Consider the following 22,784-nt stretch of genomic DNA (forward strand, 5'->3'; position numbering starts at 1 on the left):
GTCAGCAGCCTGGCGGGATTCCCTGCGCCACGGTCACCGCGACGGTTCGAGCACCATCGCCGAACCGCCGCCCCGCCTGACCGGCTCGGCGGCCGCGATCATCAGCCCGTCGTCCCTGAATTCGATGGCCGTCGCTGCACCGATCTCCGCTGCCGACGTGAACGCGTCACCGGATGGCGTGAACTTGTGGCCGTACGGCGTCAGTTGGCTCCCGTAGGTTGCGATGAAGTCCGGCTCGGCCGTGACCGAGGCCGTGTTCCGTTGGGATGCCCTCGGCGCGGCAATAGCGTCGGAGATGCTCATCCCCAAGTCCACCCTGTTCAGAATGGTCTGCAACACAGTGGTGATGATCGTCGATCCGCCAGGTGAACCCAAGGCGAGGAACGGCGCGCCATCCTTGAGGATGATGGTGGGCGACATCGACGAACGCGGGCGCTTCCCGGGATCAATCCGGTTGGGATCCGCTGCGTTGTAGACGGCCGAGAAATCGGTCAGTTCGTTATTGAGCAGGAACCCGCGCCCCGGCACCACAATGCCTGATCCGCCTGTCTGCTCGATGGTCAGCGTGTACTCAACCACGTTCCCCCACTTGTCGGCGACCGTCATGTTGGTGGTGGAGATGTTCTCGGTGTCCTTTTCGCGGGCGGGCGCAGCCGCCGACGCCGGGCACACGCCGTCGTAAGCGGACACGTCCCCCGGTGCGACGGGCTTCGTGGCCGCGTGAAGCGGGTCGATCCGGCACGCGCGCTCCTTGCCGAACAACGGGTCGGTGAGCGCGGCTGTGGGGACGTCAATGAACGCCGGGTCGCCCACGTACTTGGCACGGTCGGCGAAGGCGAGTGCGCTCGCCTCCAAGTAGTGGTGAAGGGCCGCCGGCTTCGACATCTCCGAAAGATTGAAGCCATCCAGGATATTGAGTGCCTCGCCCACCGTTGTGCCACCGCTGCTGGAAGGGGCCATGCCATAAACGTCGAGGCCACGGTAGTCGACGTGGGTGGGCGCCTGGTCAACGGTTTCGTATGCCGCCAGGTCCGCCGCAGTCATATGGCCCACCGGGACGGGCAGGGTGGTGCTGCTGGTCTTCGGCGGGGCTTGGACGGTTGCCGCTATTTCCTCTGCGAGTGGACCGCTATAGAAGGCGCTGGTGCCCTGCTTCGCGAGGAGCCGGTACGTCGCGGCGAGGTCGTGGTTCTGGAATATGCTGCCGACGGCGGGTGCGTCGCCACCGCGGAGGAACAGCTGGCTCGTGGAACTGAACGCCTGGAAGCGCAGCTTGTTGTCGAGTGTCTGTTGGCGGAACGTCGGATCGACCACGAAACCCCTTGTCGCGACTTTGATGGCCGGCTGGAGGGCGTCGCCGAGGCTCAGTGTGCCCCACCGCTCGAGGGCGCGTTCCCACGTGGCGGCGGTGCCGGGGACGCCGACGGAGACGCCGCTCGTGACGAGCTCCGGGGTGAAGTTGTAGGGCTTGCCGGTCTTCGGGTCGATGAACGCGTCATGGCTCATTGCCGCCGGGGCGGTCTCGCGGCCGTCAATCGTGCTGACCTTGCCGGTCTTCGCGTTGTAGAACACGAAATATCCGCCGCCGCCGATCCCCGCGCTGTACGGTTCGGTCACGCCCAGGGTCGCGGCCGCGGCGACGGCGGCATCAACGGCATTGCCGCCCTTGCGGAGGACCTCGATGGCCGCAGCGGATGCTTCAGGATCAACCGTACTTACGGCACCGTCGTAGCCGGTGGCGGTAGCCGTCTTGTCAATCTGGCGCGGGTCGGCGAAGGCCGGGTTGGCGATCGCGCCGCTCGTCACTCCGAGGGCGAGTACGGCCGTCATGGTGGCTAGTCGGAGTCTCAGGCGTGGCATGATATGTCCCCGATCGAAGTTGTACGAGTTGGCGGTGGGGCCACCCTACTCTTCACGGGTACGGCGCTCAATGGGTTCAGGAAACAGGGGCTGACACGCAAAAAGCGGGAGGGCCGGCTTGGCCCTCCCGCTCCTTGGAGACACGCGCTGGAGCCAGCCTTCAGGCTGGCTGGGAACCCCTAGCGCTTGCCGGCGTCCGACTTGTGCCCGGTGTGGGCAGCGCCGGCCTTGTGGTGATCCTCGCCTTTGGACTCGTGATCCTCGCCCTTGGATTCGTGGTCCACTTTCTTGTGGTCGGCGTCGTTGTCGCTGGCTTCCTTCGTTTCGTCGTCGTCACCGGCGGTTTCAACCGCGTGGGTTTCGAGTGAAGGGGCGGCCTGGCTGGGCGCCGGTGCCGGCGAGCTCGGAGCGGGGACGGGAGCCGGAGCGCTGGGCTCCTGTTCCTTCGGCTCCTCGGTGGCGGGAGCGGGGGACGATGGCGCCGGGGCCTTCGTCTCGGGTGCCGACACAGGGGGCACCGCCGTCGTCGGGGCCGTAGTCGTCGGAGCGGCCGGGGTTGTCGGAGCGGCCGGGGTAACCGGAGCGGACGACGGCGACTGGCTGGCGGATGCGGTGGACGCCGGGGCCGGCACTTCTGCCGTGGTGATGCTGGTGAAGGCGGCGGCGCCGCCTCCCGCTGCGATGGCGCCCGCGGTGATCATGGTGATCACGGCTTTACTGGCTGCAAAGCTGGTCAGAATAGGCATTGGAGACCTCCGGAATTCTCTTCTTGATTGCTCATTGGATATTTCACGGACTGGGTTGCGGTTGCCTCACCGCGCGCTCCGGTAACCGGAGCTCCCGACACCAACGTAGGCACAGGAGCGGGCCAATTTCAGCCCTTTGGGGGGAAGGTCGGGCGTTTGTTCACCGGTTATTCACTTCATAAGGCTACTTTCTATTAATTCGTACCTTTCCCTCGGCCGCGGACGATTACCCTATGGGGAGGAATGTCCATCGTCCCGGCAAAGGGCCCGGAGTGTACGGACTCCGTCGGTTCTAAGAATGCGAGGTGAAACCGTGCCGGAAGGCCTTAGCACTGGCGACAGCGACGCCCTCATAGCGGGCCGATACAGGCTGGGAACGCTGATCGGCCGCGGCGCTACCGCATCGGTGTACCGGGCGCAGGACGAGAGGCTGGGCCGCGACGTGGCGCTCAAGCTCTTCGCTCCCCTGCTGGGCCGGCCGGACGAGCTTGCCCGCCATGAAAACGAGATGCGGCTCCTTGCGACGTTCGATCATCCGTCGCTCGTGACCCTCTTCGACGCCGGCACAGACCATCGGGACCCGGAGAATGCCCGGACCTTCCTGACCATGGAACTGATTGATGGTCCGGACCTGTACGCGAGATTGCGGGACCGGCCGCTGACGCCCCAGGAGGTAGCGCACATAGGGGCGGAGCTGGCGTCTGCCCTGGAATACGTCCACGGGCGGGGGATCATCCATCGGGATATCAAACCCGCGAATATCCTCCTGCCTGGGGTGCCCCTCGGATTCCCCATCCGGGCCAAGCTGACCGATTTCGGAATCGCGCGCATCATCGAGGAAACCCGCCTGACCGCTACAGGCACCATGGTGGGCACCGCCGCCTACCTGAGCCCGGAACAAGCCACCGGCTCTGCCGTTGGACCGGCCAGCGATATCTATTCCCTCGGTCTTGTGCTCCTCGAATGCCTCACCGGAAAGCTCGAGTATCCGGGAACCAGCATGGAATCGGCCGCTGCCCGGCTCCACCGGCCTCCCCGCGTGCCGGCGGCCCTCGGGCCGCGATGGGTTGATCTCCTCGCTGCCATGACCGCCACTGAGCCCTCCGCACGGCCCGGCGGGCTGGAGGTTGAGCGAGCACTGCGGAATGCCTTCAGTTCGGGCGTTCCCGCGGCGACGGGGATGGCTGCACCCACGCAGAACCTTCCCCGTATGCCCGATCGCCCGCCCCGCACAGCCAAGGCAGCCGAGGTGGAAACGGGCCCGTCAGGGCCGAAACCGCCCCGCCGGGCGCGCCGAAGGGCCTGGGCCGGTGGCGCAGCACTTCTCACCGCTGCGTTGGTGATCGTTGGCGTGAGCGCAATCCAGCCGGCCGCTCCTGCCGCCCCGGCCCCGTCGGTCTCGGACACGCCGACGCCCAGCACCACCCCGACGCCGAGCAGCACCCCCACGCAAACGCCGCCACCAAGCGTTGAACCACCGACGCCCGTGGTCCCGGTCGCGCCGGTTCCTGTAGCGCCGGCGCCGCCAGCGCACCATAAAGGAAACGGGAAGGGAAATGGCGGCTAGGACATCAAAAAAGGGAGGGCCGGCATGTGAATGCCGGCCCTCCCTTTTTCTTGCTTTCCTAGATACCGCCGTCGCGGGTATCCCTTGTGACGATGCGGTCTCCCGTCACGGGGTCCACTGTGGCGCGGCTTTCGCTGATTCGACGGGTCCGGCGCGGGCCGAACACGAAGAGGGAAACGATCAAGCCGATGATGCCGACAACAATAAGGATGTAACCGACCATATGGAGGTCGATGAATGACACGACATCTCCCGGGATCGCGAAGGCCAGAATGGCGCCCACGGCGATAAGGAAGATGGATGATCCGATACCCACTGGTGTACCTCCTGCTTAACCGCGGACCCGGCGGTGGCGGGTATTGCTAAGCGTGCTTTGCATAGCCGAAATTACACGTCCAACCCCTGTCCGGCAACCACATGCCGCGGAATCCAGCCCGGCGTGTCGCAAAGCCTCCTGGCCTCTTTATGTCTTCACGGCTTCCGGCGGTTGCGTGGTCCATTCTGTCTCGGTTGCCCGCATCCAGGGATAAGGCAAGAGTTCCGCCAGACCGACTGTTCCGACCTCTCCCCCGGCATCAACCAGCACAGTCGCCTCGGCTCCGTAGTTCCGCAGCAGCTCCCGGCAGACGCCGCAGGGGTTGGTAACCTGCGGTTCCCCTTGTTCGTCCATGCTGACGGCAACCGTGGACTCAATCGAGGTTTCCTGTGCCATGCGGGCGTTGGCGAGGGCGCTGGATTCGGCGCACACGTTGATTCGTTTGGAGCCGATGTGAAGGCCAAGGTAGATCGCCCCCGACGCACCCCGCATCGCGGCGGCGACGCGATGATTCTGGCTGTGGTGCGCGGTGAGGAGCAATTGGCGGGCCGCGTTGTAGAGCTCCACGTCGGACCGGCTCAGGTCAAACGAGATGCCGTTCCTAGCTTCCAATGAAGATGCCGCTCTTCCGTCGCGCCAGCACGTAGAACACAATGCTCAACACCGACAGCACCGCCACGTAGACCGGGAAGATCCATGCTGCGTTCAGGGATTGGAGCCAGACCAAGAGGTAGGAAGCCGTTCCGCCGAACACGGCCACGCCGATCCCGTAACCCAGGGAAGTACCCGCGCCGCGGCAGGATTTGGGCATCAGGGAGCTGCTGACGACGTTGTACAGGGTCATGTTCAGGACCAGGACAACCGAACCGCCCAGAAGGACCGCCGCGAATCCGCCGACGCCCGGACGGACGTACATCAGCATCAGGAAGACCGACGGAATGGACAGCGCGCGCGTGATCAGGAACCACTTGGAAAGCGACTTTCCGTCGGCGAACTTGCCGACCGCAAGGCTGCCCACAACCAGGACCACGCCAAGGACGGTGGTGAGGGCGAAGACAGCGGTGGCGTCTTCCTTGAACGCACTGCGTGCCGCGGTGGGCAGGCCGGTGTTCCAGGCGTAGTTGTAGGCCTGCGCTGCACCGACCACGAAGGTGATTGCCAGCACGCTCAGCCAATGCTTGCGCACGCCGCCCCAAACCGCTTGGGACGAGTTCTCCGCAAGCTCCTCAGGGCGCATGGTCTCCGGAAGGGTCCGGCGAAGGTAGACGACTACGAAACCGAAAACCGCTCCCACAACGAACGGAACACGCCAGCCCCAGTCGCCCATGACGGCCCCGCTGAGCATCAGGCTGCACAGATAGCTGACCAGCGAGGCCAGGAGAATGCCCGAGTTGACGAAGAAAGAGATGATGCCTGCGACGAACCCTTCACGTCCCGCGGGAACCAGCTCGACGGCGTGCGCAGTGGAAAGCGGAGCTTCAACACCCGTGGAGATGCCCTGCACGATGCGGCAGAGCAGGAGGATCATGCCGGCCGCGCCACCGATCTGCTGGTAGGTCGGACAGAGGGCGATGATGAGGGTGGTGATTGCCATCATCATGGTGGACCAGAGCATCACCCTTCGACGGCCGATCCGGTCTGCGAAAGTGCCGAGCAGGACGCCGCCCAGCGGACGGAAGGCGAACCCGACGGCGAAGACCGCCAAGGCGTTGAGCGTGGCCGCAGTGGGATCCTGCGACGGGAAGAACTTTGGCCCGATGAAAGCCGACAGGAGTCCGAAGACCATCCAGTCATACCACTCAAGGGTGTTCCCGAGTCCAAGGCCCAGCAGCCCACGGCGTATTTCCGGGGAAAGCCGGGATTTCCGGGCGCTCTCCGGGCCCTTCTTGACGACTGTGTCAGTCATGATTCTTTCCTTCCTCCGCACCATTGCGGTGCGTGAGGGTACGGATCACCGTTAGCATCCAAGGGAATGGACGATGATCGAAACTATCATTTTGGCTTGGTCCGGCAGGGCCGGACCAGCTCACCTCATGGGAAGCGAGTTAGCCCAGATAGCTACGCGTGCCTCTTCGTAGCGCTTTGAAGCAAACGGAGACACCCAGCCCGGTAAGCGGGAGCGTGGATGGCTTGCTTGGGTGCCGCAGGATCAGTAAGGGAAACACGAGAGTGGACGTGGGGCCGGGTTGGACCTTCCGCCAGAAGGCTGAGGCTCCAACGTCCGTGATCGTGTTGCAACCTTCCCCACGTGATGCGACTCACATAACTATATTGAAGATATTCACCAGGTCAATGCTTTTTGATAAATAGCCTGGCCGCGCCGAAGAGGCCGCCGCCCCGCCGGCGTCACCAAAGGCCGGCGCCGAGAAAATTTCACCAAACCATTGATCCGCTAAATTTTTTCACTATAGTTATGTGGGTCAGCTCACCGAGAGAAAGCTGGGATCATGACAAACGAGATCGTTACGGCGTCCACACCCGCCGGCACGAGCGCGCTCCTGGCAACTGTCGGCAACAAGGTCCGCACGATGCGCAAGGACAAGGGGATGACCCTGTCCAAACTCTCGGAAATCACCGGCCTCAGTCCGGCGATCGTCAGCCAGATCGAACGTGGGTTGGCCAACCCGTCATTCACCACCTTGGCGCAACTGGCCCATGGCCTGGACATTCCTGTGGGGAAGTTCTTCCTCGGCCAGGAAGAAACCAGATCGCCGGTTGTCCGCAAGTCCGAGCGGCGAAACCTCAAAGGCGTCACCAAAAAGTCCGTGGGAGAGGCAGTCTATGAACTCCTGACCCCGGATCTCAATGGCGCGTTGGAGGCCCAATGGATCGTGAGTCCGCCAGGCCACGACACCAGCGCCACCCCTTTCCGCCACAGCGGCGAGGAGTTCGGCATCATCCTGCAGGGAAGGAAGGACATCTTCCTCGACGGTGAGTGCTACACGCTTGAGGCGGGCGATTCGATCACTTTCTCCTCGGATACGCCTCACTGGTACAAAAACAGCTACGAAGAGGTATGCGTAGCAATCTGGGTCAACGCCCCCCACGTATGGTGACCAGCTCGCGCTAGCCGCCGCGCGCTCCCATGCACGTACGGACCCTGGGACGTCCGTGCGCAAACATCCCGATTTCGCGGGTCCCCCGGGACCCCTACTCGTCATGCCCTCCGCCAGGCCCGAACGGCTGCGTACGTCGCTGCGGTTCCACCTGGGCACTCCGTCTATACCCCGGCAACCGTACCAACGGCGTGCCTGCCGGGAAGTAAGGATCCTCGACCATGAACTCCTTTGCCACCCCGTCGTCAGTGGAACTCAGTACGACCACGGCGGACCTCACCGCACCCGTCATCTCCCGCTCCGACGTCCTCGTGGTGGGTGGTGGGCCCGCCGGCGTGTCCGCCGCCGTTACCGCAGCACGGTCCGGCGTCTCCGTCACGCTCCTGGAGCGCTACTCTTCCCTCGGTGGACTTGCCTCCGGAGGCATGGTCCTGGTGCTCGATGACATGATCAACGGCCAGGAAATCACGGTCACAGGCATCGTGTCGGAGTACGTGGAACGGTTGCAGAAGCTCGGCTTGGCGATAGTTCCGCCTGCTGATGACCGCCGGACCTCCGAAGAGCTCTGGAACAAATGGGGCCGCTTCGGCACCTTCGACTTCCACTCCCACACCAACCCCAAGCCGATTTGCTATGCCGCAGCCTTCGATCCCGACGGCTGGAAGCGCGTCTCCAACGACCTGGTCCGCGAAGCCGGGGTCAACCTCCGCCTCCACTCATGGTTCTCCCGCCCGATCGTGGACAACGGCGTCATCAAGGGCGTCATTTGCGAGACCAAGTCCGGCCCGCAGGCGTTCATGGCGGACATCGTCATCGACACCACCGGAGACATCGACGTCGCCTCCCGTGCGGGCGCAAGCCACATCAAGGACAGCTACCTCACCACCCTCGTCTTCCGCCTCGGAAACGTAGACACGGCCGCCGCGGAGGCTTTCGAACAGGCCAACCCGAAGGAAGCCCGCGCCATCAACCGCACCATCAAGCGCCTCCTCGGCGGCGCTTGGGAACTATGGTGGCTCAAGACACCCATCGACGGCGTGGTCTGGTGCAACGCTCCCCACATGACCGGGTACGACGGCGTGGACCCGGCAGACATGACGGCCGCCGAGTTCGCCGCGCGGGACCGCATCACTGAGGCCGTGGAGTACGTCCGCGCCCACCTGCCGGGCTTCGAGAACTGCTACATGCTCGACGTCGCCTCCCAGATGGGCGTTCGGCAGACCCGCCTGCTCGAGGGCGAATACGTGATGACGAAGGACGACGTTACGTCCCGCCGGCACTTCGCGGACACCGTGGCCCGCGGCCGCGACTACTACTACCCGTACCGCTCGCTGCTTCCCAAGGAAGTGGACCAGCTGCTGGTGGCCGGCCGCCACTACTCGGCCACCCCGGAAGCGCAGAAGATGTCCCGCGAGATTCCGCCCTGCATGGCCATGGGCCAGGCAGTCGGCGTCGCTGCGGCGCTGGCCGTCGGGAACGGCACGCTTGTCCGCGACGTCTCCGCGCTGGACATCCAGCAGGGCATGCGGCGGCACGGTGCCGACCCGGGCGACGTCCCGTCGTCGAACGCTACGGTCGACAGCGAAGTAGTGGTGGGGGCATGAACACCGACACCCTTCTCGACGAGTTCGAGGAAACCACGACGGCGGCCGCCTCGCCCTTGCCCCTCCCCCTCGACGGCATCAAGATCGTGGACTTCACCCAGGTGTTCATGGGTCCGTCCTGCACGCAGCTTTTGGGCGACTATGGCGCGGACATCATCAAGGTGGAACGCCCCGGCGCCGGGGACATCTCGCGCAACTCGTTCCCCGACAAGGATGGCCAGGACAACCCCATCTTCCTGTCCATCAACCGGAACAAGCGCAGCGTTTCCGTGGACACCCGCACCGACGAGGGCAAGGCCGTCCTCCGTCGCCTGATGGCCGACGCGGACGTTGTGGTCAGCAACTTCCGCTCCGGCGTCATGGAACGGATGGGCTTCGGCTACGAGGAACTCAAGGCCGAAAATCCCGGCATCATCTGGGCGTCCGGGACGGGCTTCGGCCCGGTGGGGCCCTACTCCCACAAGGGCGGCCAGGATGCCATCGCGCAGGCCTACTCGGGCGTCATGTGGCGGCGCGAGTCGGACGACATCAAACCGTCCATCTACCCCACCACGCTGTGCGACTACATCACGGGCATGCACCTCATGCAGGGCATCCTGCTCGCTTTGCGCACCCGGGAGGCGTCCGGCGTCGGACAAAAGGTCGAGGTGACGATGTACGACTCGATGCTCCACCTGCAAATGCAAGAAGCCTGCATGCAGCTCAACCGCGGCTACGAAGTCAATTGGGGCGCCATGCCGCTGAGCGGCGTCTTTGAAACCACCGACGGCGCCGTCTGCATGGTGGGCGGGTTCACCCCCGACCCGCTCGCCCGCATTTCCGAAGCGCTCGATCTGGACGAGGACCTCACCCGGAGGCCGGAGTTCGCCAATCTTGAACAGCAGTTCAAGCACAAGCCGGCCCTCCAGGCCATCTTCCGGGAGCGGTTCGCCACCAACACCACCGAGTTCTGGACCAACCAGCTGGAAAGCCACGGCCTCCTCAACGCGCCGGTCCACACCTTGGAACAGGCACTGGCCGATGCGCAGACAGAAGCGAACGGCATGATCGTGGAAGCCGAGCACCCGGGCGTCGGCACCGTAAAGATGCTCAACGCCCCCATCCGCTTGTCCGCTACCCCGCCCTCCGTCCGCCGCGTGGCGCCCCGTCTCGGCGAACACAACGTGGAGGTCCTCCTGGAGAACGGCTTCGACGCCGAAACCATCGAGCGGTTGCAGCAATTGGGGGTGCTCCGGTGAGCGCTGTTGCCGAAAAGAAGGTCGACCAGGTCACCCTGACCATCGAAAACCACGTCGCCACAGTGGTGATCGACCGCCAGCACGTCCTCAACGCCGTCGATGGAACCACCCAGGAACGGCTCAACGGGATCTGGACCCGGCTCGAGGCGGATCCCGACGTGCGCGCCGTCGTCATCACGGGCGCCGGAACCCGGGCGTTTTGCGTCGGAGCCGACATGTCAGCCTCGGCGGTGGATAAGACCGGGCTGCAGTACTGGACGGAACTTGACCCCAATGGCTTCGGCGGGCTGAGCCTGCGGACGAGCCTGGACATTCCGGTCATCGCCCGCGTGAACGGCTATGCGCTGGGCGGCGGAATGGAGATCGTCCTCGGCGCCGACATCGTGATCGCTGCGGACACGGCCCGCTTCGGCCTCACGGAACCGCGCGTCGGACGCTTGGCGCTCGACGGCGGCATCCACCAACTGGTGCGCCGCGTCCCCTACACCCAAGCGATGGGCATGCTCCTTACGGGCCGCAAGGCCGAAGCCGCGGAAATGCAAGCGATGGGCCTGGTGAACGAAGTAGTTCCCGCAGAGGAGCTCGACGCCGCGGTGCAGCGCTGGCTGGACCAGATCCTCGCCTGCGCACCCAGCTCCGTCCGCGCAGTCAAACAAATGGTCAGCAGGACCAGCCACCTGAGCGCCGCGGAAGCCCGCGGCCTCAGGCTGCCGGCACTCATGGCCGCGCTCGACAGCGAAGACTCCGCCGAAGGCGTACGCGCCTTCCAGGAAAAGCGCGCGCCCGTCTGGCCCGGACGCTAACCACAGCACGAAGCCATGCAAGACACCGAATTTCAGCACGAACGGAAGGACAATCCAATGCGGGAAGCACTAGCACCCGGCGTGTGGGGCGTCGTCGCAACACCATTCCAGGGCAGCAGCCTCGACGTCGACACCGACAGCCTCGCCCGTTTGGTGGAGCACTATGAAGCCATCGGCGCCACCGGGCTGACCGTCCTGGGTGTCTTCGGCGAGGCCGCCGCCCTGACAGCGGCGGAGCGCAGCCTGGCGCTGGAAGTGGCCGTCGAAGAAACCAGGTTGCCGCTCGTGGTAGGCGTAACCTCGCTTTTCACGGGCACGGCAGTCGAAGAAATCCGCGCTGCCCAGGCCGTGGCCGGAGACCGCCTCGCAGCAGTCATGGTGCAGGTCAATTCGGCCCGCCCGGAGGTGGTCGTCGCGCACCTTAACGCGATCCATCAGTCCACCGGGGCCAAGATCGTCCTGCAGGACTACCCGGTGGCCAGCGGTGTCACCATCAGCACGGAAGCACTCACCTACGTGGTCCAGGCCTGCAAGTTCGTTGTCGCGGTGAAGGCCGAGGCTCCGCCCACCAGTGTGGCCATCGCCGAGCTGTCGGCCGCCGTCGATGTCTCCGTGTTCGGCGGGCTCGGAGGCCAGGGACTGCTTGACGAGCTGGCGGCGGGCGCAGCCGGCGCCATGACGGGCTTCTCCTACCCGGAAGCGCTCGTAGCCTGCGTCCGCGCCTGGCACTCGGGCGGTTACGACGCCGCCCGGGACGCGCTGTTGCCCTACCTGCCGCTTATCAACTTCGAACAGCAGGCCCGGATTGCGTTGGCGGTCCGGAAGGAGTGCTTCCGCGAGCGGGGCTTGATCAAGGACTCCGGCGTCCGATCGCCCGCGGCCCCATTCCCCGAGGTCCTCAGGGACGGAATGCTCACGCACCTGGCTGAAGCCGTCCGCGCTTTGGACCTCTCCTTTACCCACGCCGTACACGCAGCAGGAAGGCCCTAATGGACTTCGGAATCAGCGGCAAGACCGCCTTCGTTGCCGCATCCACAGGAGGGCTGGGACTGGCCGTCGCCCGGGGGCTCGCGGCGGAAGGCGCCCGGGTTGCCATCACCGGCCGCCGGGGCGAGCTGGCCCGGAAGATTGCGGCGGAGCTTCAGGCAGACGGCCAGGACGCAGTGGCTGTCGAGGCCGACTTGAGTACCGAGGCCGGCGTGGCCGCCGCCGTCGAACGTGCCGTGGAACTGCTCGGACCCATCGAGATCCTGGTACTCAACGGTCCGGGTCCCAAGCCCGGGGCGGCCGCGGGCCTCGGCGCCGACGACATCGCGGCCGCGTTCGAGCTGCTGGTGAAGCCGCACCACGCGCTTGTCTCGAAAATCCTGCCGGGGATGCGGCAACGGCGCTGGGGACGGATCCTGGCCATCGGATCCAGCGGTGTTGCGGCTCCGCTGCCCAACCTGGCCGTTTCCAACACTGGCCGCGCGGCCTTGGCCGGCTACCTCAAGACCCTCGCGGCGGAGGTGGCCCTCGACGCCGTTACGGTCAACATGCTCTTGCCCGGACGCATCGCCACCGACCGCGTCGCCGAGTTGGACCGGGCGGCGGCCAAACGGCGCGGCACCACCCCGGAGGAAATCCAACTCGAATCGCGCAAGACCATCCCGGCCCGTCGCTATGGCGAGCCGGCGGAGTTCGGCGCCGCCGCTTCCTTCCTCTGCAGCGCCCCCGCTTCCTACATCACCGGCGTGGCACTTCGCTGCGACGGGGGCCTGATCCGGAGCCTTTAGGCCCTGACCGCCCCCCCAAACCAACCGCTAAGCCAAAGGACTACCATGACTTCCACCGCCACTGAATTCCCGACTTCGGCCCGCCAGCAGGCTGCCGCAGCGCAGCACCTGATCAACGGCGAATGGACCGGAGAGCCCGAAATCCAGCGGGTCAACCCGGCCCGCCCGGATGAACTCGCTGCCCTGTCCCCGCGCGGCACCGCCGACGACGTCGACGCGGCCATCACCGCCGCTGCCGCCGCCCAGCCGGCCTGGGCAACCCTGCCCGCCCCCGCCCGCGGCGCCATCCTGTTGACCGCCGGCAACCTGCTCGCAGAACGCCAAAATGCGATCGCCGAGGACCTCGTCCGCGAGGAAGGCAAGACCCTCGCCGAAGCAAAGGGAGAGGTCAAACGCGCCTCGGACGTCCTGCGCTTCTTCGGTTCCCTCGGCTGGGCCGCCACGGGCGAAGTCCTTCCCAGCGGGCTCCCGGACACCACCATCACCACCCGGCGCGAGCCGCTCGGCGTCGTCGGACTCATCACCCCGTGGAACTTCCCCATCGCCATCCCGGCATGGAAGGCGGCTCCCGCACTCATCAGCGGCAACGCGGTGGTGATCAAGCCGGCCGAACTCACCCCGCTCTCCGCGACCCACCTCGCCCGCGCACTTCAGGACGCCGGGCTTCCCGCCGGGGTCTTCAACGTGGTCCACGGAAAGGGCCGCGTGGTGGGAGACGCGCTGGCACGCGATCCCCGCATCGCCGGGCTGTCTTTTACCGGATCCACCGCGGTAGGGCTCGGACTCCAGGAAATCCTGAACGCCCGCCGCGCCCGCGTCCAGCTTGAAATGGGCGGCAAGAACGGCGTTCTGGTCCTCGACGATGCCGATCCGCTGAAGGCCGCCGCAGTTGTCGCGGCCGGCGCGTTCGGACTCACGGGCCAGGCATGCACCGCAACGTCCCGCGTCTATGTCACCCCGGGCATCCGCGACGCGTTCCTCGAAGCCCTCGTCGCGGAGGCCGCCAGCTATACCGCCGGTGACGGACTCGACGGCGCCAAAATGGGCGCTGTGGTGAGCAGCCAGCAGTTCGAGCAGGACCAGGCCGCGGTGCGCACCGCCGTCGAACGCGGCGCAACCCTCCTTCACGGAGAGTACGACGGCGACGCCTCTGGTGCGCTGCTCTTCCCGGCCGCCGTGCTCACCGACATTGCGTTTGACGACGCTGCCGTCACCGAGGAGATCTTCGGGCCGGTCGTCGCGGTCCTGGAGGTCCCCGATTACGAGGCCGGACTCGCCGCGATCAACGATTCGCGCTACGGCCTCACCGCGGGCATCTGCACCGATTCGCTGGCCATGGCCACGGATTTCGCCGCGCGGGCGCAAGCGGGAGTGGTCAAGGTCAACCGTCCCACCGCCGGCTTGGACCTGAACGTGCCGTTTGGCGGTGTGAAGGACTCCTCCACCAACACCTTCCGCGAACAAGGCAAGTCCGCACTGGACTTCTTCACGTGGGGTAAAACCGTTTACAGCGGCGTGTAGGGCGCCATGACCTACGTGATCGCGCAGCCCTGCGTGGACGTCAAGGACAAAGCCTGCATCGACGAATGCCCCGTGGACTGCATCTACGAAGGCGAACGGTCACTCTATATCCATCCGTCCGAATGCGTGGACTGCGGCGCCTGTGACCCCGTCTGCCCGGTAGAGGCGATCTACTATTCGGACGATGTCCCCGATGAGTGGTCGGACTATGTCCGGGCCAACGCCGAGTTCTTCGAGGAACTCGGATCCCCGCAAGGAGCAGCTGCGCTGGGGAATCTCGGACGGGACCATCCGGTGGTCCTGGCGGCGCGCATGACGGCCTGATGCTGGGCGGGCTGCGTGGTCAGGTCCAGAAGTCGTCTGCCTTGGCCGTGTCCTCGAAGAATTCCCGGCCTTCCACCACCTTGCCGTCGCGGAGCACGAAGGAAATGGCCGTTGCCATGTCCAGGGTTTTTCCGTCTCTCTGGGCGCGGCTCTGCTGGAGCCCGACTGTATGGGTTTCTCCACCAACGACGTCCTCAAGCGTCGCTTGGAAGGTTCCTTCGGAACGCGTCGCCAGCTCACCGAAATACGCCAGGATGGCGTCGCGTCCCTGCTTGGTCCCGGACAGTAAGCCGCTTCCGGCTGCGTACCAGACTGCGTCCTCAGCGAATAGATCGCGTAGTGCCACCGGATCTCCTGCGTTGAAGGCCTCATATCCCCGCCGGATCAATTCGGCGTTTTCTGTAGCTCCCATGTCGGACACCTCTCCGTCATCCTCGTCGGTCAATGGGACGGCTTAAGGCTATTCCTGGCCGGGGTGCCTGTCGATGGGAAAGCTCAGCTTGCGGGACCCGGAAAGGCGGTTACCGGCACGAGGCCGGCCCTCTTGAGACAGGTCCGGGCCGGTGGGACGATGAAGCGGTGAATCCCTTCCTCGAATTTCTCAGCCACACCTGGTGGCTGATCTTTCCGCTGAGCGGACTCGCGGGCGGGTGGGCCCGGTCGTGGTCCAGGGCCAGCGCGCGGCGGCACCGCCGTCGGGTGGAGATTTATCAGCTCAAGAACCGGGCTGCGGAAGCGGAGCAGGCCAGCCAGGCCGAGGTCCTGCGGGTGCGGGAGGCACACGACGCAGTGAACCGGCGTTGGCTCGACTACGAACTCGACGTCGCCAAGCTCATCGACTTTCCCGTGATGTCGGATGTCCGCGAACCGCTCACCGTTGCGTTTCTTCGGGCCAAGCGGGAGGCAGACGGCTTGCGCCCGGCAACCCCGGGGGAAATCACGACGGCGGCCCGGCTGGCGGAGTATCGCGCGGCCGTCGTCGGCTACGAGGTGGCGTTCGATGTGGCGGAGCGGGAAGCGCGGCGCATCAAGGACAGCAATTTCACGGGACCCGAGCGTGAGCGGCTGGCGACCGCCCGGAAGCTGCTGCGGATCGCGTCGGACAATGCGGCGACTCCTGCCGAACGGCAGACGGCGTACAAGCGCGCCCGGCGCGAATTGGATGGCCTGATTGTCCTGCCGGAAGCGACCATTGCGGCGTTGGAAGAGAAGATCTCGGGAATCCTCGATGCTCCGAAGGCGCCGGACTTCCATCAAGGCTGACAGGAAGGCACCTCAATGCCGGACACGATGAATGATGACGTACCTGTGATGCTTCCGGCGCCGGGTCCTACGATGTGGAGTCACCCCCAGCGGAGGCAACCCCAGCGCTTTGCGCCTGGCCGACAAGCGGATATTTGCATAAATCAGAAAGAAGAAGAAGCCCAGTGACGGGATGAGCAGCACCAACATCCACGGTAAATTACCCACGGCACGCCTCCTACGCCAAGTTTCCGACCCCGCGTAACGGGCGTCAAGAGTGCGGGTCCCTCTGCGGCGGCTACCCGCCTCTCCGGAGCCAGGGGCTATCCACGGGACCGTAGTGAGCGTAGGTTTTTTCCATCCCGGCACGTGCCCATCGGCCGGTAGCCGGCTACCAACAGGAGGTCATCATGGACAACCTTTTCGGACGCGGCGGACTCGAAGTCCCGGAACCCGTCCGGCGCTTTCTTCAAGGCCAATCGGACTCTTCGCTCCGCGTCGAGCAATACCAAGAGGGGAACACTCTCGTCGTCAGGGTGGAGCTGCCGGGAATCGACCCGGAGACCGACGTAGACATCAGCATTGCCGACGACAGACTGCACATCGATGCGCGGCGCTATGAGGATGACGACCGCGTTGGCAAGATCGGCTACCGCACAGAGTTCCACTACGGCGAACGGTCCCGCAGCATCCCGTTGCCGCGGGGAGTGGACCAGGACGGCATCGTCGCAACGTATGAGGATGGCATCCTGGAAATCCGCATCCAAGTCCCCGAACAGTCGGAGCCGCAGTCCACGAGGATCCGCGTTGTCCGGACGGGAGGCCGCGAGGCAACCTAGCTCCTGGGAGCCTGCAACGGAATCGGCTTAAGGCGCTGCGTCCCGCCCGTTGACCCGCCGTACCTTCTGGAGGCGGCGGGCGGGTTGTTTGTGCTCGGACGCCGTGGTTGTCGGAGCTGTCGCAGGCATGGCGAGGACGGCGACCACGGTGAGCGCAGCACTCACAAGCACTGCGAGGAATACTGCCCCGGACGCCAGGACGACTGCTTGCGAATTCTTCCCGCCTCCTGGGCTGCCGGCATAGATTCCATTGGCCACAGCGCCGAATACGGCGACGCCCAGTGAGCTGCCGATGGATCGTGCAAAAAGGTTGGTGCCCGTCACCACTCCGCGCTCGTGCCATTCGACACTGGACTGGGCGGCGATCAGGCTCGGGGTTGCAAGCAGCCCGAGTCCGAGTCCCGCGACAAAGCAGCTTGCCGCCACGAGCACGAGGTTCGGAGTGTAGGCCGTCACGGCCAGGACCGCGGAACCGATGACGGTGATCGTGATTCCGATCAGCGCAGTTGCCCGGAACCCGATCCGCAGGTAGAAGCGGCCCGCCTGCGAGGCGCTGATCGGCCAGCCGATTGTCAATGCCGCCAATGAGAGGCCGGCACCCAAGGGCGACACAGCAAGCGCGCCTTGAAGGAACGTCGGAACGTACGAAGTCAGGCCAAGCACGATCGCACCGGCGCCGAAGGAGATCAGGGCGGTGGTGGCGAGGAGGCGCCTCGAAACAACCCACGGCGGAAGGACAGGCTCAGCTGCCCGGCGCTCAACCAGGACGAAGGCGACGAACAAAGCTGCGCCAACCGCGAACGCCGCGATGCTGATCGGAGAATCCCATGCCCACGCCTGGCCGCCCTCCAGTGCGCCGAGGATGGTCAAGGTCAACGTGACAGTGAGAAGAGCGGCTCCAAGATAGTCAACGCGGTGCTTTATCCGTTCGACGTTCTCCTGGAACCGTTGAACCAGCATCCAGGCAGCCACGAGGCACAGCGGAATGTTGACCAGGAAGATTCCGCGCCAGGCTCCAATCGAAGAGAACACCCCGCCCAGCGTGGGGCCGACAACGGAGGACGTTGCCCACACGCTTGCGAGGTAGCCTTGCACCTTCGCGCGTTCGGCGACTGTATAGATATCGCCTGCGATGGTAATGGCGACGGGCAACACCGCGCCGGCGCCCAAGCCCTGCACCACGCGGAAGGCAATCAGCGCCGGCATGCTCCACGCCAGCCCGCAAAGGACCGATCCTAGCAGGAAGAGTCCGATGCCAGTGAGGATGATGGGCTTCCGGCCCGCCATGTCGGAGAGCTTCGCGTAGACCGGAACCGAGACGGCCTGTGCGAGCAAGTAGGCCGAAAAGAGCCACGGGAATGAGGAAAACCCGCCGATTTCATGGACGATCGAAGGGACCGCAGTGGCCACGATCGTGGCATCAATCGCCACAAGGCCGCTCGAGACCATCAGCGCTACCAAGATCGGCCCCCGTTTGGAACGGAAGCCTACGCCATCGCTTTCAGTTGCCATATCCGGGCCTGTCCTTCCCGTATTCCGCGGCGTATCCTAAATACGTTTCAGGGGCCGGCCCCGCCGGCCTTTCTCCTCTGCACCCACCATTTATCCCTGCACCGACTCAGATAGGCGTCATCATGGAGATGAACATCAGGGACCACTGGGACAAGCTCAGCCCCGAAACGCAGCATTGGCTCATCGACAACCCGGGGTGCGTGGTCTTGCCGCGGACCCTCACGGAGATAATCCACAAGGAAACCGGCATTGTCCCGGATGCCGACCAGCACAGCCAGGTCAGCCTCTCCCCCGAGGATCTGAACTTCATCCGGGCCAAGGCTGAAGAAAACACGGTTCGGCCGACTTAAGCTGCCGGGCATGATCCTGCCTTTCGCGCCACCACCTTTGCGTCTCTCCGGCGCTCCTCAAGTTTATCTACGCGCTTTGAGGCACAACAGGCAGGCCCTCCTTCAATTCGCCTAGTTCCCGCTCGAGCGCTCCATTGCACCAGTTCCGCCGCGAGATAGTAGCATTCGGAATGCAGGAATAAGCTTTGCGGGAGCGTCCGACGGACGGCGAACAATTGGGGGCAAGCAAAGGCGATGGATTCGGAATCGGTAAAGCCGGAGGTAACACCGCGGTTCAGCAACACCCGGAAGCAGAATATCGAGCTTGCGGTCCATCAACTCCGGGCCGGCGGATTCACCAACAGCCAGGTGGATGAATTCCTCGAGACGCTGCACCGCATGGAAGCCGACCAATCGATACTTGCACCGCTGACGAACGCCCTACTTGCCATGGATGTCTCGGTCCAGTGGCTGATGTAGCGACGGCCAGTGTGCGCCCGCGACCGCGCGCACCCCTTTTGCACGCCGCCGCCCGGTGGGACGATTCTCATATGAGCGAAAACGAAGACCAAGAGCTCGCGTCCCCCGCTGTCGGCCACGAAAACCCGACCACCCATCAGATGCGTATCGTCGGTCAGCGGCGGACCGAAGCGGAAGCCAAGCTTGAACGCCAACAACGCGAGGCACGGGAAAAACTCCACGAAGAATGAGGCCCCCGAAAGGCAAAGCGATCAAGCCGGGGCCGAAGCCATGCGGGGGCTACCGGTCAGTACAAGACCGTGGGGGCCGGGGATAGACTCGTTTCGAGCCCATCAACCACCATTCGAGGAGCCCCCATGCGCGCCACCATCATCCACGGTCCTGGCGACATCCGTGTCGAAGACCGCAACTACCCGACGGTCCAGCTGCCCACCGACGTCGTTGTCAAAGTTTCCGCCTCCTGCGTCTGCGGATCCGACCTGTGGCCGTATCGGGGCGTCAAGCCCACCCGCCAGCCTTCGGCCATCGGACACGAATTCATCGGCACGGTGGAAAGCATCGGCGACAAGATCACGGCCCTGGCGGTCGGCGACTTCGTCATTGCGCCCTTCGTGGTCAGCTGCGGGGCCTGTCCGCAATGCGTGAACGGCGTCACCGTTGCTTGCGATCATTTGGCAGGGTGGGGCGGTAAAGACGACAGCGGGCACGCGATCGACGGCGGCCAGGGCCAGGCCGTGCGGGTACCGCTCGCCGAGTCCACGCTCGTCAAGGTCCCCGGCGTCACGGAGCCCGACGACGCCCTCCGCGCGAGCCTGCTGACCCTCTCCGACGTGATGGCCACCGGGCACCATGCCGCCCTCGCGGCGAAGGTCGGCCCCGGCAGGACGGTCGTCGTCGTCGGCGATGGCGCCGTCGGGCTGTGCGGCGTACTCGCGGCCAAGCGGCTCGGGGCCGAACGGATCATCGCGATGTCCCGGCACGCCGACCGCCAGGCGATTGCCCTCGAGTTCGGCGCAACGGACATTGTCGAAGAAAGAGGCGAGGACGGCGTCGCCAAGGTCCGCGAGTTGTTGGGAGGCGTTTTGGCCGACTCGGTGTTGGAGTGTGTCGGGACCAAGGAATCCATGGAGCAGGCCCTTCACAGTGTCCGCCCGGGCGGCGCCCTGGGTTTTGTCGGCGTCCCGACAGGGGGAGCCGAAGCCCCGCTGCGCTACTTGTTCGACACGAACGTTTCGATTGCCGGCGGGATGGCCCCTGCACGCACGTACATCCCTGAACTGCTCGCGGACGTGCTCGACGGAAAGATCAATCCGGGCCGGGTCTTCGACACCGTGATGCCGCTCGAAGAAGCGCCCGAAGCCTACCGCGCCATGGATGAACGGCGCTCCATCAAGGTCCTGCTCACTCCCTGAGGCCAGGACAGCACCGGACGCGTGTTGCGTGTAAAGGGGCAAACTATGGCGTGCGCGCGGGAACGGCGGGAGAATCCATAGGTGCGTGCATGGTGGGTCCGGGAACCAGGTCCGATTGAATCCGGGCCGCTTGTTTGGGGCGAACGGCCCGATCCCCGGCCGGGGCGGCGGGAACTCCTGGTCAGTGTCCGGACCTGCGGGGTGTGCCGCACGGACCTGCATCTGGCCGAGGGTGATCTCGCCCCCCGGAGGCCCAATGTGGTCCCGGGCCACGAAGCGGTAGGAATAGTCAGCGAAGCGGGCGCGGACTGCGTCAGGTTCCGGAACGGTGACAGGGTCGGAGTGGCCTGGCTGGGCGGCACCTGCGGGAGCTGCGCGTTTTGCCGCCGCGGCGACGAAAACCTCTGCCTCTCCCCCGTGTTCACAGGGTGGGACCGGGACGGCGGCTATGCCGAGCACCTGACGGTGCATGAGGATTTCGCGTATGCCATCCCGCCCCGCTTTGCGGACGAACAGGCAGCTCCCCTGTTGTGCTCGGGCATCATCGGGTACCGGGCGCTCAAACGGGCCGCCGTTCCGCCGGGCGGCCGGCTGGGCATTTATGGTTTCGGAGGATCCGCCCATCTCACGGCCCAGATGGCGCGCCACCAAGGGGCACAGGTTTATGTGATGACCCGTTCGGAGCCGGCCCGCGAACTGGCGCGCAGACTGGGCGCCGTGTTCGTAGGCGACGCGGACGAATCTCCCCCAGACCCACTCGACTCGGCCATTCTTTTCGCCCCCGTCGGCGACCTCGTCCCCTCCGCCCTCAGGGCATTGGACCGGGGCGGGACCCTGGCCATTGCCGGCATCCACCTCAGCGACATACCCCCGTTGAACTATTCCGCCGATCTGTTCTATGAGCGCCAGCTCCGCAGCGTCACCGCCAATACCCGGGCGGACGGCGAAGAATTCTGGTCCTTGGCCGCGGAGATCCCGCTGGTTCCTACCAACACGGCGTATCCATTGGCCGAGGCTGATCAGGCGCTCCGGGATTTGGCCGCCAACCGGGTTACGGGGGCGGCCGTCCTGACAGTCTGAGGCCGTCGTCAGACTCTGAACTACGCAGCCCGGCGTCCCGGATGAGGTCTGGACTTGGATTATCAGCAGGCTTAACGTTCAAGAGTGGCTGGTTACCGGAGGGCAGTCCCCGCGGCCGGCACAAGCAAGCGAGCGAGGAGGAAAGATGCAAAAGTTTGAAGAAGTTGAAGAAGCCATTGACGTGGACGTCCCCGTCCGCACGGCTTACAACCAATGGACGCAGTTTGAGTCATTTCCCCGATTCATGTCCGGGGTGGAATCCGTCACCCAGTTGAGCGAGACGACCAATCATTGGGTCACCAAGGTAGGAGGCGTGGAACGGGCCTTCGATACGGAGATCGTCGACCAGGTACCTGACGACAGGATTGCTTGGCGCAGCATTGACGGCAAATCGCACGCCGGCATTGTGAGGTTTTCCCCGCTGGACGCCAACCACACGCACGTCAAGGTCCATTTCGAATGGGCGCCCGAAACCGCCGTCGAAAAGGCCGGAGCCGCGCTCCAAGTCGACGAGATGCAGGTGAAGGCCGACCTGAAGAAGTTCAAGGAGTTCATCGAGTCGCGCGGCAGCGAAACCGGAGGGTGGCGCGGCGAGGTTGAGTAGCTCCTAGCCCACGGCGGGCAGCGCGTCGGGGATGCGCGGTTTGGTGTTGCCCTCGAAGGTGAACTTGGCGTCGTCGCCTTCGCCGTCCACGCCGACCACCACGATGTCGCCGGGGTGCAGCTCGCCGAAGAGGATCTTCTCGGAGAGCTGGTCCTCGATCTCGCGCTGGATGGTGCGGCGCAGCGGCCTGGCACCCATGGCGGGATTGTAGCAACGGGTGGCCAGGAGGACCTTTGCCGCGTCCGTGAGCTCGATCCCCATGTCCTTGTCAGCCAGATGCTGTTCCAAACGACGGATCATGAGGTCAACGATCTCGATGATCTCGTCCTGCGTGAGCTGCGGGAAGACAATGACGTCGTCGACGCGGTTGAGGAACTCGGGACGGAACTGCTGCTTGAGTTCTTCCGTGACCCGCGCCCGCATCCGGTTGTAGCTGGTGGTGGTGTCCGTGCCGGACTGGAAGCCCGTTGCCACGC

Annotated in this window: 25 protein-coding genes; 17 read left to right on the forward strand and 8 right to left on the reverse strand. The window is 65.0% G+C overall.

Features of this window, described 5'->3' with window-relative positions; all coding sequences use genetic code 11:
* Nucleotides 1–33: 33 nt before the first annotated feature.
* Both ggt and L0B83_RS17585 read right to left on the reverse strand, forming a co-directional pair.
* Entirely contained in the window at nucleotides 34–1,860 is a 1,827-nt protein-coding gene (gene ggt, locus L0B83_RS17580; protein ID WP_234759840.1) for a gamma-glutamyltransferase, read from the reverse strand.
* Nucleotides 1,861–2,039: 179 nt separating this feature from the next.
* Nucleotides 2,040–2,606 (reverse strand): hypothetical protein, encoded by a 567-nt coding sequence (locus L0B83_RS17585; RefSeq protein WP_234759841.1) that lies wholly within the window; start codon nucleotides 2,604–2,606, stop codon nucleotides 2,040–2,042.
* A 313-nt stretch (nucleotides 2,607–2,919) separates the two neighbouring features.
* Between L0B83_RS17585 and L0B83_RS17590 the strand changes: the two genes are divergently transcribed.
* On the forward strand, nucleotides 2,920–4,173 hold the full coding sequence (locus tag L0B83_RS17590) for a serine/threonine-protein kinase (RefSeq protein ID WP_234759842.1): 1,254 nt from the start codon (nucleotides 2,920–2,922) through the stop codon (nucleotides 4,171–4,173).
* A 58-nt stretch (nucleotides 4,174–4,231) separates the two neighbouring features.
* Here L0B83_RS17590 and L0B83_RS17595 read toward each other — a convergent pair whose 3' ends face one another.
* The 3 genes from L0B83_RS17595 to L0B83_RS17605 all read right to left on the reverse strand — a co-directional run bounded on the left by L0B83_RS17595 (nucleotide 4,232) and on the right by L0B83_RS17605 (nucleotide 6,395).
* Nucleotides 4,232–4,489, reverse strand: coding sequence for a DUF6458 family protein (locus tag L0B83_RS17595; protein ID WP_234759843.1), 258 nt, complete (start codon nucleotides 4,487–4,489; stop codon nucleotides 4,232–4,234).
* Nucleotides 4,490–4,636: 147 nt separating this feature from the next.
* Nucleotides 4,637–5,101: a cytidine/deoxycytidylate deaminase family protein gene (locus L0B83_RS17600; protein ID WP_234759844.1), complete on the reverse strand. Its 465-nt coding sequence runs from the start codon at nucleotides 5,099–5,101 to the stop codon at nucleotides 4,637–4,639.
* Nucleotides 5,091–6,395: an MFS transporter gene (locus tag L0B83_RS17605; protein ID WP_234759845.1), complete on the reverse strand. Its 1,305-nt coding sequence runs from the start codon at nucleotides 6,393–6,395 to the stop codon at nucleotides 5,091–5,093. The genes L0B83_RS17600 and L0B83_RS17605 overlap by 11 nt, the downstream gene beginning before the upstream one ends.
* A gap of 541 nt (nucleotides 6,396–6,936) precedes the next feature.
* Here L0B83_RS17605 and L0B83_RS17610 point away from each other — a divergent pair.
* The 8 genes from L0B83_RS17610 to fdxA all read left to right on the forward strand — a co-directional run bounded on the left by L0B83_RS17610 (nucleotide 6,937) and on the right by fdxA (nucleotide 14,810).
* A complete protein-coding gene (locus L0B83_RS17610) occupies nucleotides 6,937–7,545 on the forward strand; it encodes a helix-turn-helix domain-containing protein (protein WP_234759846.1) in 609 nt (202 codons plus the stop codon).
* 221 nt (nucleotides 7,546–7,766) lie between these two features.
* The gene (locus L0B83_RS17615; RefSeq protein WP_234759847.1) at nucleotides 7,767–9,149 is read left to right on the forward strand and encodes an FAD-dependent oxidoreductase; all 1,383 of its coding nucleotides are present in this window, start codon (nucleotides 7,767–7,769) and stop codon (nucleotides 9,147–9,149) included.
* Complete coding sequence (locus tag L0B83_RS17620) at nucleotides 9,146–10,387, forward strand: CaiB/BaiF CoA transferase family protein (protein WP_234759848.1); 1,242 nt, start codon at nucleotides 9,146–9,148, stop codon at nucleotides 10,385–10,387. The genes L0B83_RS17615 and L0B83_RS17620 overlap by 4 nt, the downstream gene beginning before the upstream one ends.
* The gene (locus L0B83_RS17625) at nucleotides 10,384–11,190 is read left to right on the forward strand and encodes an enoyl-CoA hydratase-related protein (protein WP_234759849.1); all 807 of its coding nucleotides are present in this window, start codon (nucleotides 10,384–10,386) and stop codon (nucleotides 11,188–11,190) included. Before L0B83_RS17620 ends, L0B83_RS17625 begins: the two co-directional genes overlap by 4 nt.
* Nucleotides 11,191–11,247: 57 nt before the next feature.
* A complete protein-coding gene (locus L0B83_RS17630) occupies nucleotides 11,248–12,180 on the forward strand; it encodes a dihydrodipicolinate synthase family protein (protein WP_234759850.1) in 933 nt (310 codons plus the stop codon).
* Nucleotides 12,180–12,965: an SDR family oxidoreductase gene (locus L0B83_RS17635; RefSeq protein WP_234759851.1), complete on the forward strand. Its 786-nt coding sequence runs from the start codon at nucleotides 12,180–12,182 to the stop codon at nucleotides 12,963–12,965. The genes L0B83_RS17630 and L0B83_RS17635 overlap by 1 nt, the downstream gene beginning before the upstream one ends.
* A gap of 45 nt (nucleotides 12,966–13,010) precedes the next feature.
* A complete protein-coding gene (locus L0B83_RS17640) occupies nucleotides 13,011–14,486 on the forward strand; it encodes an aldehyde dehydrogenase family protein (RefSeq protein ID WP_234759852.1) in 1,476 nt (491 codons plus the stop codon).
* 6 nt (nucleotides 14,487–14,492) lie between these two features.
* Entirely contained in the window at nucleotides 14,493–14,810 is a 318-nt protein-coding gene (gene fdxA, locus L0B83_RS17645) for a ferredoxin (RefSeq protein WP_234759853.1), read from the forward strand.
* Nucleotides 14,811–14,829: 19 nt separating this feature from the next.
* Here fdxA and L0B83_RS17650 read toward each other — a convergent pair whose 3' ends face one another.
* Complete coding sequence (locus L0B83_RS17650; protein ID WP_234759854.1) at nucleotides 14,830–15,222, reverse strand: nuclear transport factor 2 family protein; 393 nt, start codon at nucleotides 15,220–15,222, stop codon at nucleotides 14,830–14,832.
* Between the two features lie 167 nt (nucleotides 15,223–15,389).
* Between L0B83_RS17650 and L0B83_RS17655 the strand changes: the two genes are divergently transcribed.
* Nucleotides 15,390–16,073 (forward strand): hypothetical protein, encoded by a 684-nt coding sequence (locus L0B83_RS17655; protein ID WP_234759855.1) that lies wholly within the window; start codon nucleotides 15,390–15,392, stop codon nucleotides 16,071–16,073.
* Between the two features lie 389 nt (nucleotides 16,074–16,462).
* Nucleotides 16,463–16,891 carry an Hsp20/alpha crystallin family protein gene (locus L0B83_RS17660; RefSeq protein WP_234759856.1) on the forward strand — a complete coding sequence of 143 codons (429 nt, stop codon included), beginning with the start codon at nucleotides 16,463–16,465 and terminating at the stop codon, nucleotides 16,889–16,891.
* 27 nt (nucleotides 16,892–16,918) lie between these two features.
* Here L0B83_RS17660 and L0B83_RS17665 read toward each other — a convergent pair whose 3' ends face one another.
* The gene (locus L0B83_RS17665; RefSeq protein ID WP_234759857.1) at nucleotides 16,919–18,403 is read right to left on the reverse strand and encodes an MFS transporter; all 1,485 of its coding nucleotides are present in this window, start codon (nucleotides 18,401–18,403) and stop codon (nucleotides 16,919–16,921) included.
* A 122-nt stretch (nucleotides 18,404–18,525) separates the two neighbouring features.
* Here L0B83_RS17665 and L0B83_RS17670 point away from each other — a divergent pair, with 122 nt between their 5' ends.
* The 6 genes from L0B83_RS17670 (at nucleotide 18,526) to L0B83_RS17695 (ending at nucleotide 22,308) form a co-directional block, all read left to right on the forward strand.
* Nucleotides 18,526–18,753, forward strand: coding sequence for a hypothetical protein (locus tag L0B83_RS17670; RefSeq protein ID WP_234759858.1), 228 nt, complete (start codon nucleotides 18,526–18,528; stop codon nucleotides 18,751–18,753).
* 234 nt (nucleotides 18,754–18,987) lie between these two features.
* Nucleotides 18,988–19,212, forward strand: coding sequence for a hypothetical protein (locus tag L0B83_RS17675; RefSeq protein WP_234759859.1), 225 nt, complete (start codon nucleotides 18,988–18,990; stop codon nucleotides 19,210–19,212).
* Between the two features lie 71 nt (nucleotides 19,213–19,283).
* Nucleotides 19,284–19,442: a hypothetical protein gene (locus L0B83_RS17680; RefSeq protein ID WP_234759860.1), complete on the forward strand. Its 159-nt coding sequence runs from the start codon at nucleotides 19,284–19,286 to the stop codon at nucleotides 19,440–19,442.
* 126 nt (nucleotides 19,443–19,568) lie between these two features.
* Complete coding sequence (locus L0B83_RS17685; protein ID WP_234759861.1) at nucleotides 19,569–20,624, forward strand: zinc-dependent alcohol dehydrogenase family protein; 1,056 nt, start codon at nucleotides 19,569–19,571, stop codon at nucleotides 20,622–20,624.
* A gap of 81 nt (nucleotides 20,625–20,705) precedes the next feature.
* The gene (locus L0B83_RS17690) at nucleotides 20,706–21,704 is read left to right on the forward strand and encodes a zinc-dependent alcohol dehydrogenase family protein (protein ID WP_234759862.1); all 999 of its coding nucleotides are present in this window, start codon (nucleotides 20,706–20,708) and stop codon (nucleotides 21,702–21,704) included.
* 145 nt (nucleotides 21,705–21,849) lie between these two features.
* A complete protein-coding gene (locus tag L0B83_RS17695) occupies nucleotides 21,850–22,308 on the forward strand; it encodes an SRPBCC family protein (RefSeq protein ID WP_234759863.1) in 459 nt (152 codons plus the stop codon).
* Between the two features lie 3 nt (nucleotides 22,309–22,311).
* Here L0B83_RS17695 and L0B83_RS17700 read toward each other — a convergent pair.
* Nucleotides 22,312–22,784, reverse strand: a 473-nt coding sequence (locus L0B83_RS17700) for a ClpB D2-like domain containing protein (protein WP_504745248.1), incomplete at its 5' end; no start/stop codon positions are given.

The organism is Arthrobacter alkaliphilus (assembly GCF_021483235.1).
GTDB classification, from domain to species: Bacteria; Actinomycetota; Actinomycetes; order Actinomycetales; family Micrococcaceae; genus Arthrobacter; species Arthrobacter alkaliphilus.